This window comes from Chitinophaga agrisoli, assembly GCF_008386695.1.
Classification (GTDB): Bacteria; Bacteroidota; Bacteroidia; order Chitinophagales; family Chitinophagaceae; genus Chitinophaga; species Chitinophaga agrisoli.
Genome location: NZ_VUOC01000001.1, coordinates 259,135 through 281,356, shown reverse-complemented (window position 1 = coordinate 281,356; position 22,222 = coordinate 259,135). Strand labels below are relative to the sequence as shown.

The 22,222-nt window shown below is 49.1% G+C and carries 14 protein-coding genes; 6 read left to right on the top strand and 8 right to left on the bottom strand.

Going from position 1 to position 22,222, the window contains the following annotated elements:
- Nucleotides 1-41: 41 nt before the first annotated feature.
- Together F0L74_RS01115 and dxs are read right to left on the bottom strand one after the other, a co-directional pair.
- The gene (locus F0L74_RS01115; RefSeq protein ID WP_149836001.1) at nucleotides 42-1,103 is read right to left on the bottom strand and encodes a flavin reductase family protein; all 1,062 of its coding nucleotides are present in this window, start codon (nucleotides 1,101-1,103) and stop codon (nucleotides 42-44) included.
- A gap of 96 nt (nucleotides 1,104-1,199) precedes the next feature.
- Nucleotides 1,200-3,134, bottom strand: coding sequence for a 1-deoxy-D-xylulose-5-phosphate synthase (gene dxs / locus F0L74_RS01110; RefSeq protein WP_149836000.1), 1,935 nt, complete (start codon nucleotides 3,132-3,134; stop codon nucleotides 1,200-1,202).
- A gap of 250 nt (nucleotides 3,135-3,384) precedes the next feature.
- Here dxs and F0L74_RS01105 point away from each other — a divergent pair, with 250 nt between their 5' ends.
- Together F0L74_RS01105 and F0L74_RS01100 are read left to right on the top strand one after the other, a co-directional pair.
- Complete coding sequence (locus F0L74_RS01105) at nucleotides 3,385-4,419, top strand: sensor histidine kinase (protein WP_246197588.1); 1,035 nt, start codon at nucleotides 3,385-3,387, stop codon at nucleotides 4,417-4,419.
- 115 nt (nucleotides 4,420-4,534) lie between these two features.
- Complete coding sequence (locus F0L74_RS01100) at nucleotides 4,535-5,263, top strand: LytR/AlgR family response regulator transcription factor (RefSeq protein WP_149835999.1); 729 nt, start codon at nucleotides 4,535-4,537, stop codon at nucleotides 5,261-5,263.
- 85 nt (nucleotides 5,264-5,348) lie between these two features.
- On the opposite strand, the gene F0L74_RS01095 is transcribed toward F0L74_RS01100, so the two are convergent.
- Nucleotides 5,349-6,107, bottom strand: coding sequence for a phosphoglycerol geranylgeranyltransferase (locus F0L74_RS01095; protein WP_149835998.1), 759 nt, complete (start codon nucleotides 6,105-6,107; stop codon nucleotides 5,349-5,351).
- A gap of 540 nt (nucleotides 6,108-6,647) precedes the next feature.
- Between F0L74_RS01095 and F0L74_RS01090 the strand changes: the two genes are divergently transcribed.
- On the top strand, nucleotides 6,648-9,995 hold the full coding sequence (locus F0L74_RS01090) for a vitamin B12-dependent ribonucleotide reductase (protein ID WP_149835997.1): 3,348 nt from the start codon (nucleotides 6,648-6,650) through the stop codon (nucleotides 9,993-9,995).
- Nucleotides 9,996-10,730: 735 nt separating this feature from the next.
- Here the strand turns inward: F0L74_RS01090 and F0L74_RS01085 are convergent.
- Nucleotides 10,731-11,435, bottom strand: a complete 705-nt coding sequence (locus F0L74_RS01085; protein WP_149835996.1) for a Dph6-related ATP pyrophosphatase — start codon at nucleotides 11,433-11,435, stop codon at nucleotides 10,731-10,733.
- A 129-nt stretch (nucleotides 11,436-11,564) separates the two neighbouring features.
- On the opposite strand from F0L74_RS01085, the gene F0L74_RS01080 reads away from it, so the two are divergent.
- From F0L74_RS01080 to F0L74_RS01070, 3 genes are all read left to right on the top strand, one after another.
- Nucleotides 11,565-12,173, top strand: coding sequence for a hypothetical protein (locus F0L74_RS01080; RefSeq protein WP_149835995.1), 609 nt, complete (start codon nucleotides 11,565-11,567; stop codon nucleotides 12,171-12,173).
- Nucleotides 12,174-12,214: 41 nt separating this feature from the next.
- Complete coding sequence (locus F0L74_RS01075; protein WP_149835994.1) at nucleotides 12,215-12,694, top strand: YcxB family protein; 480 nt, start codon at nucleotides 12,215-12,217, stop codon at nucleotides 12,692-12,694.
- A 157-nt stretch (nucleotides 12,695-12,851) separates the two neighbouring features.
- Nucleotides 12,852-15,239, top strand: coding sequence for an ABC transporter permease (locus F0L74_RS01070; RefSeq protein WP_149835993.1), 2,388 nt, complete (start codon nucleotides 12,852-12,854; stop codon nucleotides 15,237-15,239).
- Nucleotides 15,240-15,313: 74 nt separating this feature from the next.
- On the opposite strand, the gene F0L74_RS01065 is transcribed toward F0L74_RS01070, so the two are convergent.
- The 4 genes from F0L74_RS01065 to F0L74_RS01050 form a co-directional block, all read right to left on the bottom strand.
- Complete coding sequence (locus tag F0L74_RS01065) at nucleotides 15,314-16,045, bottom strand: DUF2490 domain-containing protein (RefSeq protein WP_149835992.1); 732 nt, start codon at nucleotides 16,043-16,045, stop codon at nucleotides 15,314-15,316.
- 317 nt (nucleotides 16,046-16,362) lie between these two features.
- On the bottom strand, nucleotides 16,363-17,841 hold the full coding sequence (locus F0L74_RS01060; protein ID WP_149835991.1) for a SusD/RagB family nutrient-binding outer membrane lipoprotein: 1,479 nt from the start codon (nucleotides 17,839-17,841) through the stop codon (nucleotides 16,363-16,365).
- Nucleotides 17,842-17,859: 18 nt separating this feature from the next.
- Entirely contained in the window at nucleotides 17,860-21,408 is a 3,549-nt protein-coding gene (locus tag F0L74_RS01055; protein ID WP_149835990.1) for a SusC/RagA family TonB-linked outer membrane protein, read from the bottom strand.
- Between the two features lie 93 nt (nucleotides 21,409-21,501).
- A complete protein-coding gene (locus tag F0L74_RS01050; protein WP_246197587.1) occupies nucleotides 21,502-22,026 on the bottom strand; it encodes a GNAT family N-acetyltransferase in 525 nt (174 codons plus the stop codon).
- Nucleotides 22,027-22,222: the final 196 nt, after the last annotated feature.

The following is a 22,222-nucleotide window of genomic DNA, read 5'->3' as shown; positions in this document are numbered from 1 at the left end:
GTATTTACATTATGATAGTTCGTAAAGTCAGCCGCGGGCCCCTACCATTCTATGGTCAGCTGGTCGCTGGCCGGGTAGCCTACACAGGTAAGTACGAGGCCCTGGGCCAGTTCCCGGTCCGTCAGCACTTCGTTTACAGCCATCCAAACTTTACCACTGGTGCATTTAGCCGTGCAGGAGCCGCACACGCCGCCTTTACAGCTGTAAGGCAGCGTTATGCCCTGTTCCAGGGCACTGGTCAGGATATCCTGGTTGCCGGGCATCTCTATCTGCCGGATGATGTCACCCATCTTCAGCGTTACATGTTTGATACTGCTATCATCCGGGCGGCCTGCCCTCTCCAGCTTTACGCCCGTATTTACCACAAAGTTTTCCTTATGCAGTTGTGCCGGGGAAAAGCCCATGAAGGTGAGGGTCAGCAGGATCATACGCATATAATCCGCTGGGCCGCAAAGGAAGAACTGCGCATCCGCCGGGTCATACATCAGCTGTTCCCGCACCAGTGGTTCCAGCAGCATATTACTAAGCCGGCGTACGTAGTGGCCATCGCCTTCCGGCGTTTCTTTGCTGAACAGGTAAACGCAATGCAGTTGCTGGCTGAATTGTACCTGTAAGGCCTGCAGCTGTTTGAAAAAGATAGTTTGCTCCGGTGATGGTGTGCTGTATATCAGTGTAACACGGGCGCTGGGTTCCCGGTAAAGGATATGTTTGAGTAAGGAAAAGATAGGGGAAATACCGCTGCCTGCCGCCATCAGGAAGAAATGCCGTGGCCGTGGCAACAGATTGTCCAGCGTAAAACGGCCGCTGGGCAGCAGGGAGGTCACTATATCACCGGTGCGCCAGTGCCCCAGGATATGCCGGGAGATCTCTCCGTTCTGCTTTTCCCGTATGGTTACGGACAAATGGGCGTCAATACCCGGGGTGGAGCTGCAGGAGTAAGAGCGGCGGTAGGTAACGCCATGCAGGTCTATCAAAAAGGTAAGGAACTGGCCGGGCTGGTATACTACCGGCTCGCCGGAGACCTGCTCCAGGTGGTAAGTATAAGTGTCCGGCGTTTCTTTGATGATCGCTGTAATGCGCAAACGAAGATACAGGTCCTGCATGGCTCAAATATAATAAAAAGCAAAAGGTGAAGGGCCTGCGCGCTTCACCTTTTGTTGTTAGCTATCAGCGGTTAGCTGTTAGCCCTTAATATGTTTTTAGCCGTTGATAGCTACTGTGATCTTGCTCTTCAGCATCTCCCTCACTTTGGCGGCAATGGCGGCTGCGTCGTATCCGCATTCGCGGTGCAGCTCTTCGGGTTTGCCGTGTTCCACAATGCGGTCCGGGATGCCCAGCATCCTTACTTCCGCATGATAGCCGTTCAGTGCCATGAACTCCAGTACAGCGCTGCCAAAACCGCCGGGTAATGCGGCGTCTTCTACAGTGATCACTTTGTCAAACTGCTGGAAGATCTCATGCAGCATATCTGTATCCAGCGGTTTTACAAAACGCATATCGTAATGGGCGGGTTGCAGGCCATCTGCCAGCAGCTCCTTGCAGGCTTCTGTTACAAAGTTGCCGGGGTGCCCAAAAGAGAGGATGGCTATATCTTTACCGTCACGGATCTTACGGCCGGTGCCCACTTTAATTTCTTTAAAGGGCTGGCGCCAGTCGGGCATTACGCCTTGTCCGCGCGGGTAACGTATTACAAAAGGAGATTCATTGCTGGGCAGCTGGGCGGTATACATCAGGTTGCGCAGCTCTTCCTCGTTCATAGGCGCGCTTACGATCATATTAGGTACGCTGCGCATATAGGCGATATCGTAGGCGCCATGGTGGGTGGGGCCGTCATCGCCTACCAGGCCGGCGCGGTCCAGGCAAAGGATCACGGGCAGGTGCTGGATGGCTACATCATGCACTACCTGGTCAAAAGCCCTTTGCATAAAAGAGGAATAGATGGTACAGAACACCCGCATACCCTGGGTGGCCAAACCGGCGGAGAGGGTAACTGCATGCTGTTCGCAGATGCCTACGTCTATAGCGCGGTGCGGCATCTTTTCCATCATAAATTTCAGGGAAGAGCCGGATGGCATGGCAGGAGTAATGCCCATGATCTTGTCATTCATCTCTGCCAGCTCTATAATGGTATGGCCGAATACATCCTGGTATTTAGGCGGCTGCGGTGTGGTAACCGGTTTTTTGAAGATCTCGCCGGTGATCTTATCAAACAGGCCGGGCGCATGCCAGGTGGTCTGGTCCTGCTCTGCCAGCGCATATCCTTTGCCTTTAGTGGTGACAATATGCAGCAGCTTGGGGCCTGGCACATCTTTCAGATCCTGCAGGGTATCTACCAGCTTGGTGATATTATGGCCGTCTATAGGTCCAAAATAGCGGAGGTTAAAAGACTCGAACAGGTTACTGGATTTGGACACCATGCCCTTAAGGCTGGCTTCCAGTTTGGAGGCCATCTCGCGGGTAAAGCGTTTACCTACCGGCAGTTTGCCCAGCAGGTTCCAAACCTCGTCACGCACCTTGTTGTAGGTGGGAGAGGTAGTGATGTCTGTTAAGTATTCTCTTAGCGCGCCCACATTAGGATCTATGGACATGCAGTTATCGTTAAGGATGATGAGCAGGTTGGCGTCTTTTGCCACGCCTGCGTGGTTCAGGGCCTCAAAGGCCATACCGGCCGTCATGGCGCCATCGCCTATTACCGCAATATGCTGGCGGTGGTGCTCCCCTTTTAACTGGGAGGCAATGGCCATACCCAGCGCTGCGGAAATGGAGGTGGACGAATGTCCTACGCCAAAAGTGTCATAGGGGCTTTCGTCCCGCTTGGGGAAACCGCTAAGGCCTTTGTATTTACGGTTGGTATGAAAGTTTTCCCGGCGGCCGGTGAGTATCTTGTGACCATAGGCCTGGTGGCCTACATCCCATACCAGCTGATCGTCCGGTGTATTGAATACATAATGGAGGGCGGTGGTCAGCTCTACAACTCCCAGGCTGGCCCCAAAGTGGCCGCCATGTACGCTCACTACATCAATAATATACTGCCGCAACTCGTCGCATACCTGGTGTAGCTGTTCTTTGCTTAACTTCCGCAAATCGGCGGGATATTTTATCTGCCCAAGCAGGGGGCCGGGAGTTATGTTCATAAGGTAACCTGATCAGGGTTTGTTATAAATATAGGCAAAATTAGTCAAAATTGTGCCAAACTCCGCATGCCTGGGCTGTACTGTGGTGGAAATGCAGTCTGTTAACGCCCGCCGGTATACGCGTACATGAGCACATTGGCTTATTACGTCCATACATCCGTACTTCCCACCTTTGATAACATTTGCTTTCAAGTGGGTAATGCCGAATGGTATTTTTGAAATACAGCAACAGTTTACTAATTTCAGATTGATGTTTAAACATATATCAAAATATTGGTGGTGCCAGATTCTGGGCTGGATGGCTTATTTTGTGACTAATGTTTTCTTTGCATATTCCTTTGGTAAAGTAGAATTTCCTTACCTGCTGAATATTACCATCCTGATCTTATTCGGGCTGCTGTCTACACACCTGCTGAGAAATGTGATCAACCGTCAGAACTGGTTTCAGTACAGCTTTGAGAAGCAGGCCCTTTTGTTCTTTGCATTAGTGGTGGGCAGTGGCGTTATTATGTATATAGGCTCTACCGTTACAGGCAACATTATCCGGCCTCCGGAGCAGCGCAAGGTCCTGTCTGGCCAGGAAGTGCTCAGGAGCCTGTTGTCTAACTTCCTTATCACCGCCATCTGGTGGCTGATCTATTTTGTATGGCATTTTATAGACCGCAACAGGAATGCGCAGGTAGATAAGCTGAAGCTGGAAAGTACGGTAAAGGAGCTCGAGCTTAAGACTATCAAGTCTCAGTTAAATCCGCATTTTATCTTTAACGCCTTGAATAGTATACGGGCGCTGGTGGATGAGAATCCGCAGCGGGCCCGTACCGCTATTACGGAGTTATCGAATATTCTTCGTAGCTCTATGCAGGTGGAAAAAGTTGAAACAGTAAGCCTGGAAAATGAGTTAAATATAGTGAAGGATTACCTGGCGCTGGAAACCATCCGTTTTGAGGAGCGGCTCAAGGTCCAGTACGATATTGATCCTGATACGCTGGAATTGCCCATTCCACCCCTGATGTTGCAAACGCTGGTGGAAAATGCCATCAAACACGGCATTTCCCGCATGGTGAGCGGCGGGGTGGTGCGCATCGGCTCCCATATGCGGCAAATGCAGCATGAGATCACGATAGAAAATACAGGCCAGATACTGGAACATAGCAACGGGCAAGGGTTTGGGTTGCAAAGCACCCGCCAGCGCCTGAGCCTTTTGTTTGGTAGCCGCGCCTCTTTTGACATATATAATAAAAATGACCAGACGGTAGAGGCCAAAGTGCTGATGCCGTTGATTTAACAGCCGTTAGCTGTTGGCTTTTAGCTTTTAGCGTTTACCAGGAGCTAAAAGCTAACCGCTAAAAGCTAAGGGCTAAAAGTTGCCGCTGTATCATCAACCAAACAAATTCTTACAGATGAAGAAAGCATTAATAATCGACGATGAACGCCTGGCCAGGAGCGAGTTGAAGAAATTACTGGCTGATCACCCGGAGATAGTGGTCGTGGGAGAGGCTGTAAATGCCAAAGACGGGCTGGAAAAGATTGAAACACTGCATCCGGACCTGCTGTTCCTGGATATTCAGATGCCGGACAAAACAGGGTTTGACCTGCTGGCGGAACTGGAGCGCACGCCCCAGGTGATATTTACCACCGCGTATGATGAATATGCCCTTAAGGCATTCGAATACAATGCGTTAGATTATCTGTTAAAGCCGGTGGAACCTAAACGCCTGGCAGACGCCATCCATAAATTGCATCAGCAGGACGAAAAGGAGCGCCAGGCCGCCGTTGGCGGCATCCGTAACATCCTGTCAGAAAATGACCAGGTATTTGTAAAGGACGGGGACCGCTGCTGGTTTGTGAAATTGCAGGAAATACGCCTGTTTGAGAGCGTAGGCAACTATGCCCGGGTGTATTTTGAAAATAATAAACCACTGATCCTTAAGTCATTAAATGCTTTAGAGGAAAGGCTGGACGAACGGACCTTTTTCCGGGCAAACCGTAAACATATCGTGAACCTGCGTATGATAGAGAAGATAGATACCTACTTCAACGGGGGGCTGTTGCTGGAAATGCGCGGGGGAGAGAAGATTGAGGTGAGCCGCCGGCAAGCGGTTAAGTTCAAGGAAATGATGAGCCTTTAGAGGAGCTTTTAGCTGTTAGCCGTTAGCTTTTAGCGCTTTACCGGTAGCCAATGGCTAACAGCTAAGCGCTAAAAGCTGATAGCCTTTATTTGGCGATCACCGGTGCGGAATGCACCGCGTCTGCGATCTCTTTTATCAGGGAAGTATCTTTTTCGATGGCATTACCCACCACGATCACGTCTGCGCCTGCTTTACAGTTCAGATACGCTTTTTCTGCATCCCTTATGCCCCCGCCTACGATGATGGGCACATCCACCTGACTGGCCACCCGGGCGATCATGCTTTCGGAAATGGCGTCACGGGCGCCGCTGCCGGCGTCCATATAAATAAGCTTCATACCCAGCATTTCGCCCGCCATAGCGGTACACATGGCAATATCGTCTTTATCTGCAGGGATGGGGGTGGTATTGCTGATATAGGAAACCGTGGTTGGCAGGCCGCCGTCTACTACCATGTAGCCGGTGGGGATCACTTCCAGGCCGCTTCTTTTAACAGGCACAGCAGATACAACATGCTGACCGATCAGCAGTTCTGCGTTCCTGCCGGATATTACAGAAAGGTACAGGAGCGCGTCTGCAAAACGGGATACCTGGGTAGGATGTCCCGGGAAAAGCACTACTGGGATATTGCAGCTGGCCTTTAGCCGTTGTACGCACTCATCCAGGTGTTGGGTGATGACAAGGCTGCCGCCCAGCAAGATATAGTCCACCTTTGCCTCCGTACATTTGGCGGCAAGGTCAGTTATACCCGCAGGGGTCACCTTATCCGGATCAATCAGGACGGCAAACGACTTTGTACCTTTTGCTTTTCTTTCAGCGAAAGAAGTGTATAGTTTTTTGTACATCAAATAAGCGTTGTTCCGGTTGTCGCAAAAGTATAAAAAAATTGGTAATAAGTAATCAGCTCACATTGTGAAATAAATGCATATGCATGACGTTCATTTTGCATGGGAAAAATCACTCACATCACCATGCAACCCAGGCCTGCTTATTGCGATAACAGCAATGTTTGGGCCATTTTTCATTATTCACATATACAATATACTGATATCTAAAGGATTTTGGTTAGAAAATTGGCTGGCAGTCCGGAAGTTCGTTTGGCGCTAACTATTGGCATTCCAATTATCCACAAGCTGTGTATAAGAAAAAGAGATCACCATAAATTTAAAAAATTATTTTAGCAACACCTCTAGTTTTTGAAAAATCTAATTGTTAAATCCTCCAAATATTGGGACATATGAAACCGAGCATTCCAGGCCTTTTACACACTTAATTAAAAAACAAGCCGCTAACAGGCGGGGACAGTAGTCGAAACCATATTTATATCAGGTGTGAATGTATGAATGCGAGGTTCCATCCGATCAATGGAATAAAATACTTAACGGATGAAACAGACCAGTAACAAAGGCGGGCTAGCGTTTTCCCGTCACTTCACCAAAGAAGGAGTAACCCCCTATGATCAGTTTGAATACGAGTTGCGTTCGTCGGTGATCCGTAATCCGGGTGGAGATGTAGTGTTTGAGATGAACAACGTAGAAGTGCCAAAGGCATGGTCGCAGATAGCGACTGATATCCTGGCGCAGAAGTATTTCCGTAAGGCCGGCGTGCCGCAGGCCGATGGCAGTCTTGGTCGTGAAACATCCGTAAAACAGGTAGTACACCGTATGGCCAATTGCTGGCGCGTATGGGGGGAGCGTAGTGGCTATTTTGCCACGGCAAATGACGCCCAGGTGTTCTACGAAGAGCTGGCCTATTGTATGCTCAACCAGGCCTGCGTACCCAATTCCCCCCAATGGTTTAATACCGGCCTGCATGAAAGCTACGGTATTACCGGTAAGCCACAGGGGCATTATTTCGTGAATGCTGCTACCGGCGGGCTGGAAAGATCCAGCTCCGCCTATGAACGTCCCCAACCGCATGCCTGCTTTATCCTTAGCGTGAGTGATGACCTGGTGAACGATGGGGGTATTATGGACCTGTGGGTGCGGGAGGCCCGGATCTTCAAATATGGCTCCGGTGTAGGCACTAACTTCTCCAGCATCCGTGGGGAAGGCGAGAAGCTGAGCGGTGGCGGCACCTCCAGTGGCCTGATGAGCTTTTTAAAGATAGGCGACCGCGCAGCAGGCGCTATCAAATCCGGTGGTACTACCCGCCGGGCCGCCAAAATGGTGTGCCTGGACCTGGATCACCCGGAAATAATGGATTTCATTAACTGGAAGGTAGAGGAAGAAAAAAAAGTAGGCGCGCTCATTGCCGCCGGCTATTCTTCCGATTATGAGGGAGAGGCTTACCGTACAGTATCCGGTCAGAACTCCAATAACTCCGTACGGATCCCCAACAGCTTTTTCCACCGGCTGGAAGAAGATGGCGAATGGGAATTAAAAGCCCGTATGGATGGCCGTACCATGAAAACGGTAAAAGCCCGGGACCTCTGGGATAAGATCACCTACGCCGCCTGGCGTTGCGCGGATCCCGGTACCCAATATGATACTACCATCAATGAATGGCATACCTGTCCCCAGGGAGGGCGCATCAACGCCTCCAACCCGTGCTCAGAATACATGTTCCTGGATAATACGGCCTGTAACCTGGCCTCTGTGAACCTGCGCCAGTTCTTTGATGAAGAAAAGAATCATTTTGATGTAGCGGGTTTTGAATACACCGTGCGGCTGTGGACAGTGGTGCTGGAAGTATCTGTACATATGGCCCAGTTCCCCTCCAGGGAGGTAGCGCAGCTAAGCTATGAATACCGTACCCTGGGCCTGGGTTACGCCAACCTGGGCTCTATGCTGATGGTGAGCGGTATTGCCTATGACAGCGAGGAAGCCAGGGGCATTGCCGGCGCTATTACCGCCATCATGACCGGCATCTCCTACAAAACATCCGCAGAGATGGCCCGCCACATGGGCGCTTTCCCTAAATATGCAGAGAACCGGGAGGATATGCTGCGCGTAATGCGCAACCACCGTGCGGCCGCCTACGATGCCATAGACGCCTACGAAGGCATCGAAATAAAGCCTCAGGGCATTAATGCGAAGTACTGTCCCAACTACCTGCTAAAAGCGGCTACAAAGGCCTGGGATGACGCCGTACAGCTGGGCGAGAAACATGGCTACCGCAACGCGCAGGCGACCGTAATAGCGCCTACCGGCACTATTGGGCTAGTAATGGACTGTGATACTACCGGCGTAGAGCCTGATTTTGCCCTGGTAAAATTCAAGAAACTGAGCGGCGGCGGTTATTTCAAGATCATTAACCAAAGCATACCCTCAGCATTAAAGAACCTGGGTTATAAGACCAACGAGATAAAAGCCATTGTAGATTATGCCAAAGGCAGCGGCAGCTTTGCCGGCTCGCCCTACATCAATCATCAGACCCTGAGTGAAAAAGGCTTTATCGCAGAGGAGATGAAGAAGCTGGATGCAGCCGTGGTTTCTTCCTTCGATATTTCCTTTGTGTTCAATGTTTACACCCTGGGCGAAGAATGCCTGCGGAGACTGGGCTTTACGCCGGAACAATACTTTAACATGGAGTTCAGCCTGCTGCATGAGCTGGGTTTCACAGACGAGCAGATAGAGGCCGCCAATGATTATATCTGCGGCACCATGACGGTAGAAGGCGCGCCTTACCTGAAGGCAGAGCACCTGCCCATATTTGATTGTGCCAATAAATGCGGCAAAAAAGGCGAGCGGTACATTCATCCGCACGGCCATATCCGCATGATGGCAGCTACGCAGCCGTTTATCTCCGGCGCTATCTCCAAAACCATTAACCTCCCCAATGAGGCGGCTGTGGACGAGATAGCGGACTCCTATAAACTGAGCTGGGAGCTGGGCCTGAAAGCCTGCGCCCTTTACCGCGACGGCTCTAAACTGAGCCAGCCGCTGAGCAATAAAAGCGATAAAAAGAAAAAAGCAGAAGCGGCGGAAGAAAGCCCTGCTCCTGCCGCTACCGCGCAGATCATAGACCTGAACCAGCTCTCCATCGATGAGCTGCTGGAAGAGGTAAGCAAGCGTATGCAGGCCAGTCCGGATACCACGCTCAAACGCCAGCTGTCCCGTATCATAGAGCGGAAAACATTGCCTGCTAAACGCCGCGGCTTTACGCAAAAAGCCAAGGTGGGCGGTCAGGCCATCTTCCTGCGCACCGGGGAATACAATGATGCTACCCTGGGCGAGATCTTTATAGATCTGGCCAAAGAGGGCTCTACCCTGCGCAGCCTCATGAACTGCTTTGCTATAGCGGTTTCCGTAGGCCTGCAGTATGGCGTACCGCTGGAAGAGTTTGTAGATAAGTTTGTATTTACCCGCTTTGAGCCGGCCGGTATGGTAGACCATGCGAACATCAAGTCCGCTACTTCGCTGATAGATTATATCTTCCGTGTGTTGGGCTACGAGTACCTGGGCCGTACAGACCTGGTACATGTGCTGGATGCGCCCGGTAATACCGGTGATGAAGATGGTGAAGATGAAAGCCCCGTACCACACTCACGGCCGGCTTTATCTAATGTGCGGATAACTTTTTTAACCGGTGGCAATCCTGCTAACAGCGGCGCTGCTAAACAGGCGAAACCGCAGGCCATGGCGAGTCACAGCAATGAGAGCAGTACCCAGGATTATATGCGCAGCATGCAAAGTGATGCGCCGGCATGTAATACCTGCGGGCATATTACGGTGCGTTCAGGCACTTGTTACAAGTGTTTGAACTGTGGTAACAGCATGGGTTGCAGTTGAATATGAGGCCTGTGGCCCTTGTTAATGATTTGTTATTCTATACGAAAAATTTCAAAGAAAATTAACATGCTCGTACATTTGTATTCAAATAGGGTTTTCATAGGATAGTAACAAATTGAGGGCGCTTTTCTAGGCGCCCTTACTTTTTAAATAAAACCCTCTCCAAAGGCCCCACAGCATTGATTTAGCAGTATAGTACATACCAGGTAATTTCATACAGTTAACTATTCCCCCATATAATATCTACATTCTTAATAGGAATACTCAAACAGGTCCGCCTGTCTGAAAAAGTGCCATATCCGTTTGATATTTCCATAGCTAACGCGTTGTTAAAACAAACATCCGGCAGTACTATTGGTGAGCATGGTCTGGTTTGCGGGGCCGGGTAAGCTACCGGGAACACTACCAGATTATATGGGGAAAGTGATCTGGGTTTGTCTGAAGATCTATGATGGGTTAGCCAGGAACTGATCAGTTATCCACCTCCATCTTTTGATTATTTTCAAAAACTCGCGTCTTATTTGATTTTTTGTTAATGTTTATGGGGTAAATTTTACGTCTTCATAAATCTTTAACATGACGCTAACGTCATTATAGTTTTTTTATATATTTGTTATTGTATTAATTTTTATTATGGTTACTGTCCTATGAAAAACCAAATATTTCTACAAGCATGACTCTTCATGCACTGTAAATGACTCTCGAAAGCAATGGTTTATCCATTGCTTTTGTTTTTTATACCAAGGGCAGTAATTCCTTAAAATAGAACTGATTATCCCAGTTTACAGCCTTCTCTTCATCAGATATATAGCTGCGCGCTATGGTCTCGCCAGGGGTAAATGCCACAGGCGCCTTAAATAAAGGACCATCATATACAAAGGTGTGGAACTCGCCGTTCTCACCGCAAGGGTCTACATTGGGCGGCAGATCTGCCAGAAATTGGTCATCTATTATCCGTCCCGCAAAGCTGGCATCCAGGTAACGGGCATTAGCACACACGACAATGGCCTTGAAGCCGGCGGCTATGATCTCCTGCAGCAGCTGGCGGCTGTTCTGCTTCCAGATAGGGAACACCCCTTGCATACCTATTTTGGACAGCTGGGTCTCCCGGTACTGGCGCAGGTCTTCCAGAAAGATATCGCCAAAGACCGCATGCCGGATCTCTTCCTGCAGCATACCCTCCAGCTGCTGTTGCATTAGCTGGTTATAGTCCTCCATAGAGGCATGCTCCTGCAAATACGCCTTTTTAAGGGGAATACCCAGTTGCCGTGCCTGCTCATCCAACAGGGCCTCCCGCACCCCATGCATGGATACCCGTTGAAAGCCGGCGTTCAAAGTGGTAAACAGGTAGCGTATGTCATATATACCTTGCTGGCGTAATGTCCATAGGGCAAAACAGGCGTCTTTACCGCTGCTCCAGTTAATAAATGCAGGAATCATATAATATATAATAAATTTTCAAGGATAAGCCCGGAATGTTAAATAATGTTAAGTATAAATGTAGGATGATTTAGTTTTTTGGGATTTCTAAATTGTATTTTGTATTTTTAATATCGAAAATTTACCTATATGAAACCAGGCAAGTTTACATATTCATTGCAACGTATGAGTTCCATGCGGGGTTTCATATGGATGTTTCCCCTTAGCATAGCACTATTAGCAGTTACTGCCACTACTTATGCCAACGATCATGATCATGATAATGATGGCCATAAGACAACAGACCGCTGCGATGATAAGACGGCTAATAAAGCTGCCGCTAAAACTACTGCAGCTATTACGCCAGTTCCTGCTCCCCTTCCCACCATCACGGCTAAGCCTACCAGGGTGGAAGAATATGTATGGATGCTGAGCCGTGATAATGATGAAACAGCGGTAGAAGACGGCAACCTGGAAAACGCGGTAGTAGACCTTTATAAATGGTACCTGCAGAACGAGACCAGGATTAACAGTAACGATTATCTGAAAGGCGGCGGTAAATCGCTGGTATTTCCTTTTAAGATAGACGTGAAAACATTGCAACAATACTTTCAATTCATCAAGAATAATTTTCCGGGCTTAAGTGAAGACGACCTGGATAACAACACAAAGAAACCACTTGCCAACCGGAAAAAATATGCGCCGGTGACCGAACGGGACGATATGGAAAACCCAATGTCTATTGCTGTTCCTAAATAGTATTAAGCACAACCATATAAATTACTTGCCAGGCGGATATAATGCACGTAGAGTTTAGCTATAACAAGGAGGATGTATTGAATGCATTGCGCTATCACTTTATGCAGCGAGGGGAGATCAAGGTTTTCCGCAATACCCTCTGTATACTACTGCTGCTTGCACTTACCGGTTTTTTCTTTCACCTCGTTACGCCCAGTGCGCTTATAGGCGTTATTGTTATGATAGCCGTTATTATGTGGGCTTTCTGGTACCTGTTGCCCGTATCTACCTATAATAAGGCTGCTACCTTTAAAGATGAGATCAAGCTCGGATATTCTGAAGAGGGGCTGCAGATCTCTACCCGCGCCAGCGACCACCAGCGGCAATTGTACTGGAATAATTTTACCCAGATAGTCGAAACCAGTAAATTCTTCTTTCTTTACCGCGACCGTAAATCCTTTCTGCTGATCCCCACCAGCGCTTTTGAAAGCGAGGATGCGCGTATCAACTTCAGCAAGCTGGCTAAGGCCAAGATCAGCTAATTCTTAGTTTTCTGTATAACTATTCCCTGTCCGGAAGCGGACACGTTTTGACCAGAAGTGGACAAGATAACAGCCTCCCGTCAGCCTAAATAATTGAATGGTAATATACTATGAATCAGGCATCTATCTTGAAGCCCTGTATCTAAAATGTACCGGCATGCTTAAAAATTACCTGAAAGCAGCTTTCCGCAACCTGTCAAAGAATAAAGCGCAATCCATCATCAATATCACCGGCCTGTCTGTGGGCATGGCTGTGGCCATCCTCATTGGTCTCTGGATCTGGGATGAGCTCTCCTTTAACAAGTTCCATAAAAACTATGCGCATATTGCCCAGCTAAAGCAGAACCAGGTATTTAACGGCATTACAGATACCTGGAGCTCTATGCCTTACCCTATGGGTAATGAGCTGCGTAATAAATACGGCGGTTATTTTAAGTATGTGGTAATGTCATCCTGGACAGAAAATCATATCCTGACCTACGGCGACAAACAGCTGATGAAGGATGGTAATTATGTAGAGCAGGATGCGCCGGAAATGTTCACCTTTAACATGCTGAAAGGCACCAAGGCCAGTTTAATGGATCCTTATTCCATTATACTGTCTCAATCCCTCGCCCGGACCTTATTTGCGGATGCAGATCCGCTGGAGCAGGTAATTAAGCTGGATAGTAAGGTAAGCCTTAAAGTGACCGGCGTCTATGAAGACCTGCCCAATAATTCCGTATGGGGCCGTGTTAGCTATTTCGTGCCCTGGAAGCTGAAAGCAATAATGGATGGATGGGTGACCGGCCAGTATGAAAATACATGGGGCTCCAACGGCTTCCAGGTATTTGTACAGGTGGCGGACCATGTAACGATGGAGCAGGCATCCGCAAAGATCCGGAATACCAGGTATGATAACCTGGACGCCCATGGCCAGCAATTTAAGCCGCAAATCTTCCTGCACCCTATGAGTAAATGGCGGCTGTATGAACAGTTTAAGAACGGGGTGAACACCGGCGGCCGTATTGAGTTTGTATGGCTGTTTGGTATTATTGGGGTATTTGTGCTGCTGCTGGCCTGTATCAATTTTATGAACCTGAGCACTGCCCGTTCTGAGAAAAGGGCCAAAGAGGTAGGCATCCGTAAGGCCGTTGGGTCGTTGCGCGGCCAGCTGATGCTTCAATTCTTCAGTGAATCCGTGTTGATGGCAATGCTGGCTTTTGTATGCGCCCTGTTATTGTCGCAATTACTACTGCCGTTTTTTAATGAAATGGCGGATAAGAAGATCAGCATATTATGGGCACAGCCCTGGTTCTGGTTAATAGGGCTGGGGTTTGCACTGCTGACAGGTATTATTTCCGGCAGTTATCCGGCCATGTACCTGTCTGCTTTTCAACCGGTAAAAGTGCTGAAAGGCACTTTCCGCACCGGCCGTCTGGCGGCCATGCCGCGGAGGGTATTGGTAGTGCTGCAGTTTACAGTATCTGTTACCCTGATCATAGGCACCCTGGTGGTATTCCGGCAGGTGCAGTATGCCAAGAACCGGCCGGTGGGTTATAACCGTGAGGGGCTTATTGCCATTCACATGATCACACCGGATCTTTATAAGCATTTTGATGCGGTGCGGGATGAATTGAAGAAAGCCGGCGCTATTACAGAAATGGCCTCTTCTGAGGCGCCGTTAACGGAGGTATGGTCTACCAATGGCGCCTTTGACTGGGCCGGAAAAGACCCTGCCCTGGCAGTGGATTTCCCTAATACCGGCGTATCCTACGACTATGGCAAAACGGTAGGCTGGCAGTTCAAAGAAGGCCGGGATTTTTCCCGCGACTTTGCTTCAGACTCCCTGGCCTTTGTGGTAAATGAGAGCGCTGTAAAATTCATGGGACTGAAAGACCCGGTAGGCCAAACGCTTAAATGGGAAGATATGCCCTTTAAGATCATTGGCGTAATAAAGGACGTGGTTACGGAATCGCCTTATACGCAGGTAAGGGCCTCTGTTTACTGTATGGCGCGGGGCCACGAGAACTTTATGATCCTCCGGGTAAACCCGGCCCTTGGTTTGCATACCGCCCTGGCCAAGATTGAAAGCACCTTTAAACGGTATAATCCGGCACAACCTTTTACCTATGAGTTTGCGGATGATAGTTATGCCCGTAAGTTCAATAATGAGGAACGGATAGGTAAGCTGGCCAGCTCCTTTGCTATACTGGCCATCTTTATCAGCTGTCTGGGCCTGTTTGGTATGGCCTCTTTTATGGCGGAGCAACGTACTAAAGAGATAGGGGTGCGTAAGGTACTGGGCGCTTCCGTGCTAAACCTGTGGGGCCTGTTGTCAAAGGACTTTTTGCTGCTGGTGGTAATTTCCCTGTTTGTGGCCGCGCCGCTGGCCTACTATTTTATGCACCAATGGCTGCAGAATTATGAATACCGTTCCGGGATCTCCTGGTGGATCTTTGTGGTAACGGGCGCCGGCGCTTTGCTGATCACCTTACTGACCGTCAGTTATCAATCTATAAAAGCTGCATTAATGAACCCCGTTAAAAGTCTGAGAACGGAGTAGTATATCGTGAAAATGAAAAGTCCGTGGTGTACAAGGCAAGCGTACGCCACGGACTTATTATTTACAGCTGATAACTACAGCATGAATTCATGGATCACGGCAAAATGCAACACATGGTTCATGGCCTGATCGCCGGAGGCAAATTGCTGGTAATGGTTCATATATCCCACTTCTACCTTTAGATTAGGTTTTACGGAGTAACCAGGCGCCACCAGAAAGCGGTTCTGATCAATAAATTTATCATTGATCTCATTGCCCCACAGGTTCATGAACAACTCATTCTGAAAGGCCAGGTAAAAATTGGTGGGTTGCTTATCCTTTTTGAAAGGGAAAAGGGTGCGGTTAAAGTAGCGGAAACGGTTGCCATAGCGCCAGTCCGTCAGCTTCAGGTCGCCGCCGTTGCCAGTGCGGGTCTTTTGCCCGGTCCAGCGTTGTTCCAGCCGCAGGCGGTGCGTCATATTAAACACGCCTGTTTTTCCCATTTTATAGATGAACTGTTCATAAATGCGGTGCTCCGGCAGGTAAGCGTCCAGGGCCGCGTTATAGGTAGGTATATTGGCATAGCCTACCAGGTAGCCGGTGCGTGCATTAGGTGCGTATTGCAGGCCCGCACGCATTAAGATCTGTCCTTTATCGCTAAGGCCATCCCGGATACGGAACTGTACGTCAAACGGAACGGACCATTGTTTGTTGATGCCCGCCGTGCCAAAATACGTATACCAATGCTGGTAATAATGGGTAAGTTGCTGTGCCTGCAGGCTGTATATGCCGGACAGGAATGCCAGTACGAATAATGTCCTTTTCATGGTCTTGATGCTTCAGAACCTTAAAGATAATATGAAAAGGGGGGATTGGGAAACGGTGGGGCTTATTGTGGCGCAACCTATAAATATACGCAAATTTGTGACCCGGTTATGATGCTATTTTACCAAAATGGCTTGAGTATAGGATAAGCGAACCATAAGCGAACTCAAAGCGAAGGAGAGGGCCGGGTGAAAACTGTTAAAATAATATCAGTTATACTATACAGGAATAAATTGAGGGGCGTAAAAAAAAAGCCGGTCAGTGATTACTGACCGGCCCTGCTCTTTAAAGCCCCAAAGCAATAATTGGCAATTAGCTGTTAATTATTCTTGTTCCACCAAAGTTTGGTGCCTTTGGTATCGCCGCCAATATCATTAGCGGCCTGGGTATAGTTTTGCGTGTTCTGTTGCTGTTCTGATACCGGGTAGGTAAGGCGGTAGGGTACAAAAGGCACCTTACTGTCCAGTGTTCCGCTGGCAGGCGCTATAAACAGCGGCTCGCCGCCCGGTTTCTTAAAGTTCAGGCGTACCCTTTCAAACCAGCCCTGAAAGCCCTGCGGATATAAAGCCAGCCATTTCTGGGAGCCTATCACATTCCGCCAGTCAGCCTGGTCATAAGGCACCCTGGCCAGGTAAGCGTTAATAGTGTCCGCAGCCGTAATACCCCAGGTAGCCATGGAGGCCTTTATACCATTTGTATAATGGGTAGCGGCATCGCCGGTGGCAAAACCACGGGCAGAGGCTTCTGCCAGTATAAATTCCACTTCAGAATAGGTCATCACGAAGCCTCTTGCATCTGCGGCATAGATCCTGGTGCCAGGATAGGAGTAATTACCCGGTGGCAGGCGGCTAGGCTCGGTTTCAGAGGTGCCATAAGGCAAACCCCGGTAAACCGTATCTATTTTGCTTGGGCGCACATAAACGCCCAGGCGGGGATCGTTTAAGCTTTTCAGATAATCCACCATGGTGGCGCTTACAAAGAATTCGGAGAGCTCCCTTTCAGAATCGTTATAAGGGTATTTATTAGGCGCTACCGCTATGTACTGGAACACCGCATCATCTGCCTGGCTGGTCATGGCAGCCTGGTAGTTCTGTTCGATGATAGCCCTGGCATTGGCCGCTTCGCCGTCAGCATCAACCATCCGGATGGCCAGGCGCAGCATTAAAGAGTGCCCCAGCTTTTTCCAGGAGTCTACGTTGCCATTATAGATAACATCGCCATTGGAAAAGCTGCCTGCAGCAGGGTCCAATGCGGCTACCTGCGTTTTCAGGGTATCCAGTAATGCGGCGTAAATAGCTTTGGCGCCGTCATATTTTGGGCGGAAGATACCCTGATCCAGTTTATAGGCGTCCTGGTAAGGAACATTGCCATAGGCGTCTGCCAGGATCTGCATGATCCAGGCTTTGAATATCTGCGCAATGGCGATCTGGTTGGTAGATTCCGTAATAGGCTTTGCCCGGTTCATTTTGATGATCTCATCCAGATTATGCAGCGATACGGTATACAGCGTATTCCAGAGATTGGTGTTGATAAGCTCATCCAGCAGGTAGCGGCTATCATTTGCCTTATCATTGCCGGTCCAGTATTGCGCGTAGGGCATACCTATACGGCCGTTCTGAGGGCCGGCATAGAGAATGTCCATAGCGGATTTTTCCGCTCCGGTAAGCAGGTATTGTGGCTGCGTAACGGTGGGTTTTGTTGGATCATGATTAATGTCTTCCAGCTTCTGACAGCCCGAGATGGCCAGGCAGCCCAATAAGAGGACGTAGCAGCTATATTTAAGATATTGTGTTAGCATTTCCGTTCAATTTGCGGTTTAGAATGAAATATTCAGGTTCACACCATAGGAGCGCAGCGAAGGCAGCGCACCCCCTTCAATACCCTGCACATTGGAGGCTGAGTTGGTAATGTTAGACGGATCCACGTTTGGCGCATTGGCATGGATGAGCCACAGGTTACGGCCGTATAAAGAGATACGGGCGGCCTGCGCGCCAATCCTTCTATACCAGGATTCAGGAATATTATATCCCAGCTTTAGTTCGCGCAGGTATATGTAGCTGGCGTCATAAAGATCCGCTTTGCTGATCACGTTACCGTAATCCAGGTTAAAGTGATCTCTGGCGGGCACCACTTTGGTGTTTTCCTTACCATCGTCCGTTACGCCCGGGTTTACAAAGCCATTCTCGCGTATACCATTTGCAGCAGTTACATCCAGTAAACCGGATTTTTTACCATACAGGTTGGTGTAGGAGAAGAAGTCGCCACCCTGCTGGAAGTCAACCAGGGCAGACAGATAGATACCTTTAAAGGAGAAGGTATTTGTAACGCCGCCAATAAAGTCCGGGTTTACATTACCGATCTCTTTTATAGCAGATACCTGGTAAAAGCCATTCGCATCCACTTTCCGTTGGCCGGTGGCCTGGTCATACACATAATCAGTACCCATGATCGTACCCAGTGAGCTGCCTACAACAGCGGCTACAGATACTTTACCGGTACGGCGGTCAGTGGCCAGCGTAAGCTGGGTGAGGGTGGTGTTGTACTGCTCAATGTCCATATTCAGCAGCTTGTTACGGTTAAAGGAGATGTTACCGTTGATATCCCAGCGGAAACCTCCTTTGAGCCGGATGGGGTTAAGGTTTACCCCTATTTCCATACCCTTGTTCTGTACGCTGCCGCCATTCACTACTACGGTAGAGAACCCGGTGGCAGTAGGTACCGGCATGGTAATGATCTGGTTTTTGGTTTTACGGTTGTAGTAGGTTACATCAAATCCAATACGGCTATCCAGGAACTTCAGTTCTGTACCTACTTCATACTCATTGGTACGTTCCGGTTTCAGCAGCAGGTTATTCTTCTGCCCCAGGAACTGGGTAGCAGGGTTGGCGCCAAATGGCGGTATGAATGCAAACGCGTCATATACCTGGTAAGGATCCGTATCGCTACCCACGGCAGCAATGCCACCACGGATCTTACCAAAGTTCATCCATTTCCATTTCAGCAGGTCAGAGAATACGAATGAAAGGGAAGCAGAAGGATAGAAGTAAGGATTGTTCTCCACATTAATGGTGGAGCTCCAGTCGCTACGGCCGGTAAGGTCCAGGAACAGGAAGTTCTTATATCCCAGGGTAGCAGTAGCAAAAGCAGAGTTGATCTGTTTTTCGTAGAACTGATCTATGGGTATTGCCGGCTGCACGGAATTCAGGAGGTTGTATACACCGGGTATTGCCAAACCGCCAACGCTGGAGCCACCGGTTACGGTCCACTGGCGGTGCAGGATGTTACCACCTATGGTAGCGTCCAGTGTGAAATCGCCAAAGTCTTTATTGATATCTGCGGTTACCTGGTAGTTCATTTCGCGGGAATCGCGCAGGCGTTTGATGTAAGAACCTGTTACATTAGGTTGTTGGGAGGCCCTTTCTTCATTCAGCATGTTATACTGATCCATGAACACCCGGCCGCTTAAAGTAAGCCATTTTGTTACGGTGTAATCAAGGCCACCGTAGCCGAACAGCCTGTTGCGGGAGTCTGTTTCATAGTCCATATACCGGTTCCAGTAAGGGCCGTTGCTGAAGTTAACGGTAGGATCGTCCCAGCTTTTGCGGTTCCAGGTGATCTGTGAACCATCCGGGAAGGCATAGTTCCTGGCCATATTCATATCCAGTGAACGCTGCCCGAACATGGTGAACTGCAGGGTTGGGTTGGGACCTGTAAAACCTGTACCGGGACGGCCTTTGGCGTCCAGTATGGTATAGTTCACAGAAGCTACCGCATTCAGGTTCTTAGCCAGCTGGTAGTTACCGTTAAAAGAAAGGTTATTGCGGTTCAGTGAAGCATTATCCAATACAAAATTCTGTCTTGTATTACCATATGACATCCGGAAAGAACCTTTATCGTTAGAGCCGCCCACTGCAATATTATTGGTGAGCGTAGTACCTGTTTTATAGAAGTCTCTTACGTTATTGGGTTGCGGCGCCCAGGCGGCAGTTTTGCCAAAATTGGGATTGCCTTTACCCTTATCCCATGACCAGTAAGGGCGTACCTGCCTGCCATCCAGGCGGGGGCCCCAGGATTCATCCGCATAATACTGCGGCATCAGGTCATAGCGGCCTTTACCATTATTGTCATCATATGTTGCGGCCTGCTCATTCAGGAACGCATCCGGATGCTGATTGTAATACAAGGTATCGAAGCCGGTGTAACCGCCGCCATATTGATTCTGGTAGTGAGGCAGTACATATACCTGGTCTACCTGCGCATTAAGGCTGTAGGTGATACCCAGGCCTTTATCAGTATCTGCTTTTTTCTTAGTGGTGATCAGCATTACGCCGTTGGAGCCGCGGCTGCCGTAAAGCGCGGTTGCGGAGGCGCCTTTAAGCACAGATATATTCTCTATATCTTCCGGGTTGATGTCCTGGATAGGGCTGCCGTAATCATAACCGCCGCCGCCATTTTGCTGGCCGGGGTCATTCAATACATCGTTGAGGATGGGCACGCCATCTACTACGATGAAGGCATTATTATTACCCAGTATGGATTTATTACCGCGGATGGTGATCTTGGAAGAACCGCCCATAGAACCGGTATTGGTATTCACCTGGAGGCCAGGCACCTTACCGCTCAGGGCATTTACAAAGTTCACTTCTTTGGCTTCCTGTACCGCATTACCGCCTACTTCTGTAATGGCATAACCAACAGCGCGGGAGTTCTTGCGGATACCCAGGGCAGTTACCACCACTTCTGATAGTGTTTTCTGACCGGTCGATGCCGCTGTAAGCGCTACTGATAAGGGCTTACGGTCTTTTACCGGAATGGATTGCTCTCCGTAGGAAACGGCGCTGACAACGATTACGTCGTTAGTGCCGGCTTTAAGGGAGAACTTACCGGTGGGATCAGAGGCCACCGCTTCGCCGGTATTTTTATTCAGCACTTTAGCGCCAGGAATAGGCGTTTGTGTAGTATCCTGCACAACGCCGGTCAAGGTGAACCTGGTAAGCTCCTGTTTAACGGTATTGGAATCCGGCGGTAAGATAAGGGCCGTATCCTGTGCGGGCTTTTTAGTGGTGTCTGCAGTCGCTTTCCTGGTTGTGTCAGCTGCCGGCCTAGTAGTATCTGCCGCTGTTTTGCCGGCAGTGTCTGCTGCTGATTTAGGTGTTGTGTCTGTACGCGGCGTAGTATCCTTACGCGCGCCAGCATTATTTGAAGGAAGAATAACCGATGATGATGTGTCTTTTTTTACGGGAGTAGTATCTTTCTGTACTGTAGTGTCCTTTCGTACAGGCGCACTGGTGTCCTGTTGCGCTCTGCCGGTCGTACAATAAAAAAGACAGCACAGCCCTAACCCGGCGAGTACATGGCTTTTCATATATATGAGAGATTTTTGATTACACCGTAGTGTAAAAACAGTGAGTAATCACCGTTTTCATATTTGCCGGGCAGCCTGCTAAAGTGGCTACAGTTACAGTTTTTTCTTCATTTCGTAGTGCGCAATGCCCACCTCCGTAAATTCATCCCCATGAATTTTGTACCCCAACTTTTCATAGAAGCCTGCAGCTGTTTTGCGTGCATGCATCATTAGGTCTGTAAAACCGTTACTAACGGCCTGTTGCTCTGCGAAGGCGATAATGCTGCGTCCAATCCCCTTGCCCTGGAATGTCTGATCTACCGCCATCTGCCGTAGCTGTACTGTTGCCTCATCCACCGGAGTCAGCACACAGCAGCCTATTAGCTTTTCATTTTCACCCTCCATTGTAAAGCAGCCTATCAACAAGTCATTTATTTCCTGTTGCAGATAGGCTTGCGTAAACGTGAGCCCCAACGGCTTCCGCAAAATAGCATCGCGCAGTGCAATCATTTCCTGGTAATCACAACTACCGTACTCGATTAAACGAAAATTCTCCATACTAAAAATCTGATAAATCCAAGTACAGTATTGTGTTCCAGGCGATTTGCCAATGCCCGCTAGGCAGGTTAAAACAAACATCGGGCCAGTGGGGCTTTTTGAGGTATATGCCCGGAGAAGGGGCCGGATACAGGCGGGCTCCATTGGAGCGAGGTACGCACTGGTAGCGTTGAGCGGCGATTTGTACGCTTAAAGGCATAAGATGAGAATATTGTGCATAAAGATAAAAAAATTCCAGAGGCTGCTTTCCGCCACCATAAAGATTTGGGGACTATGT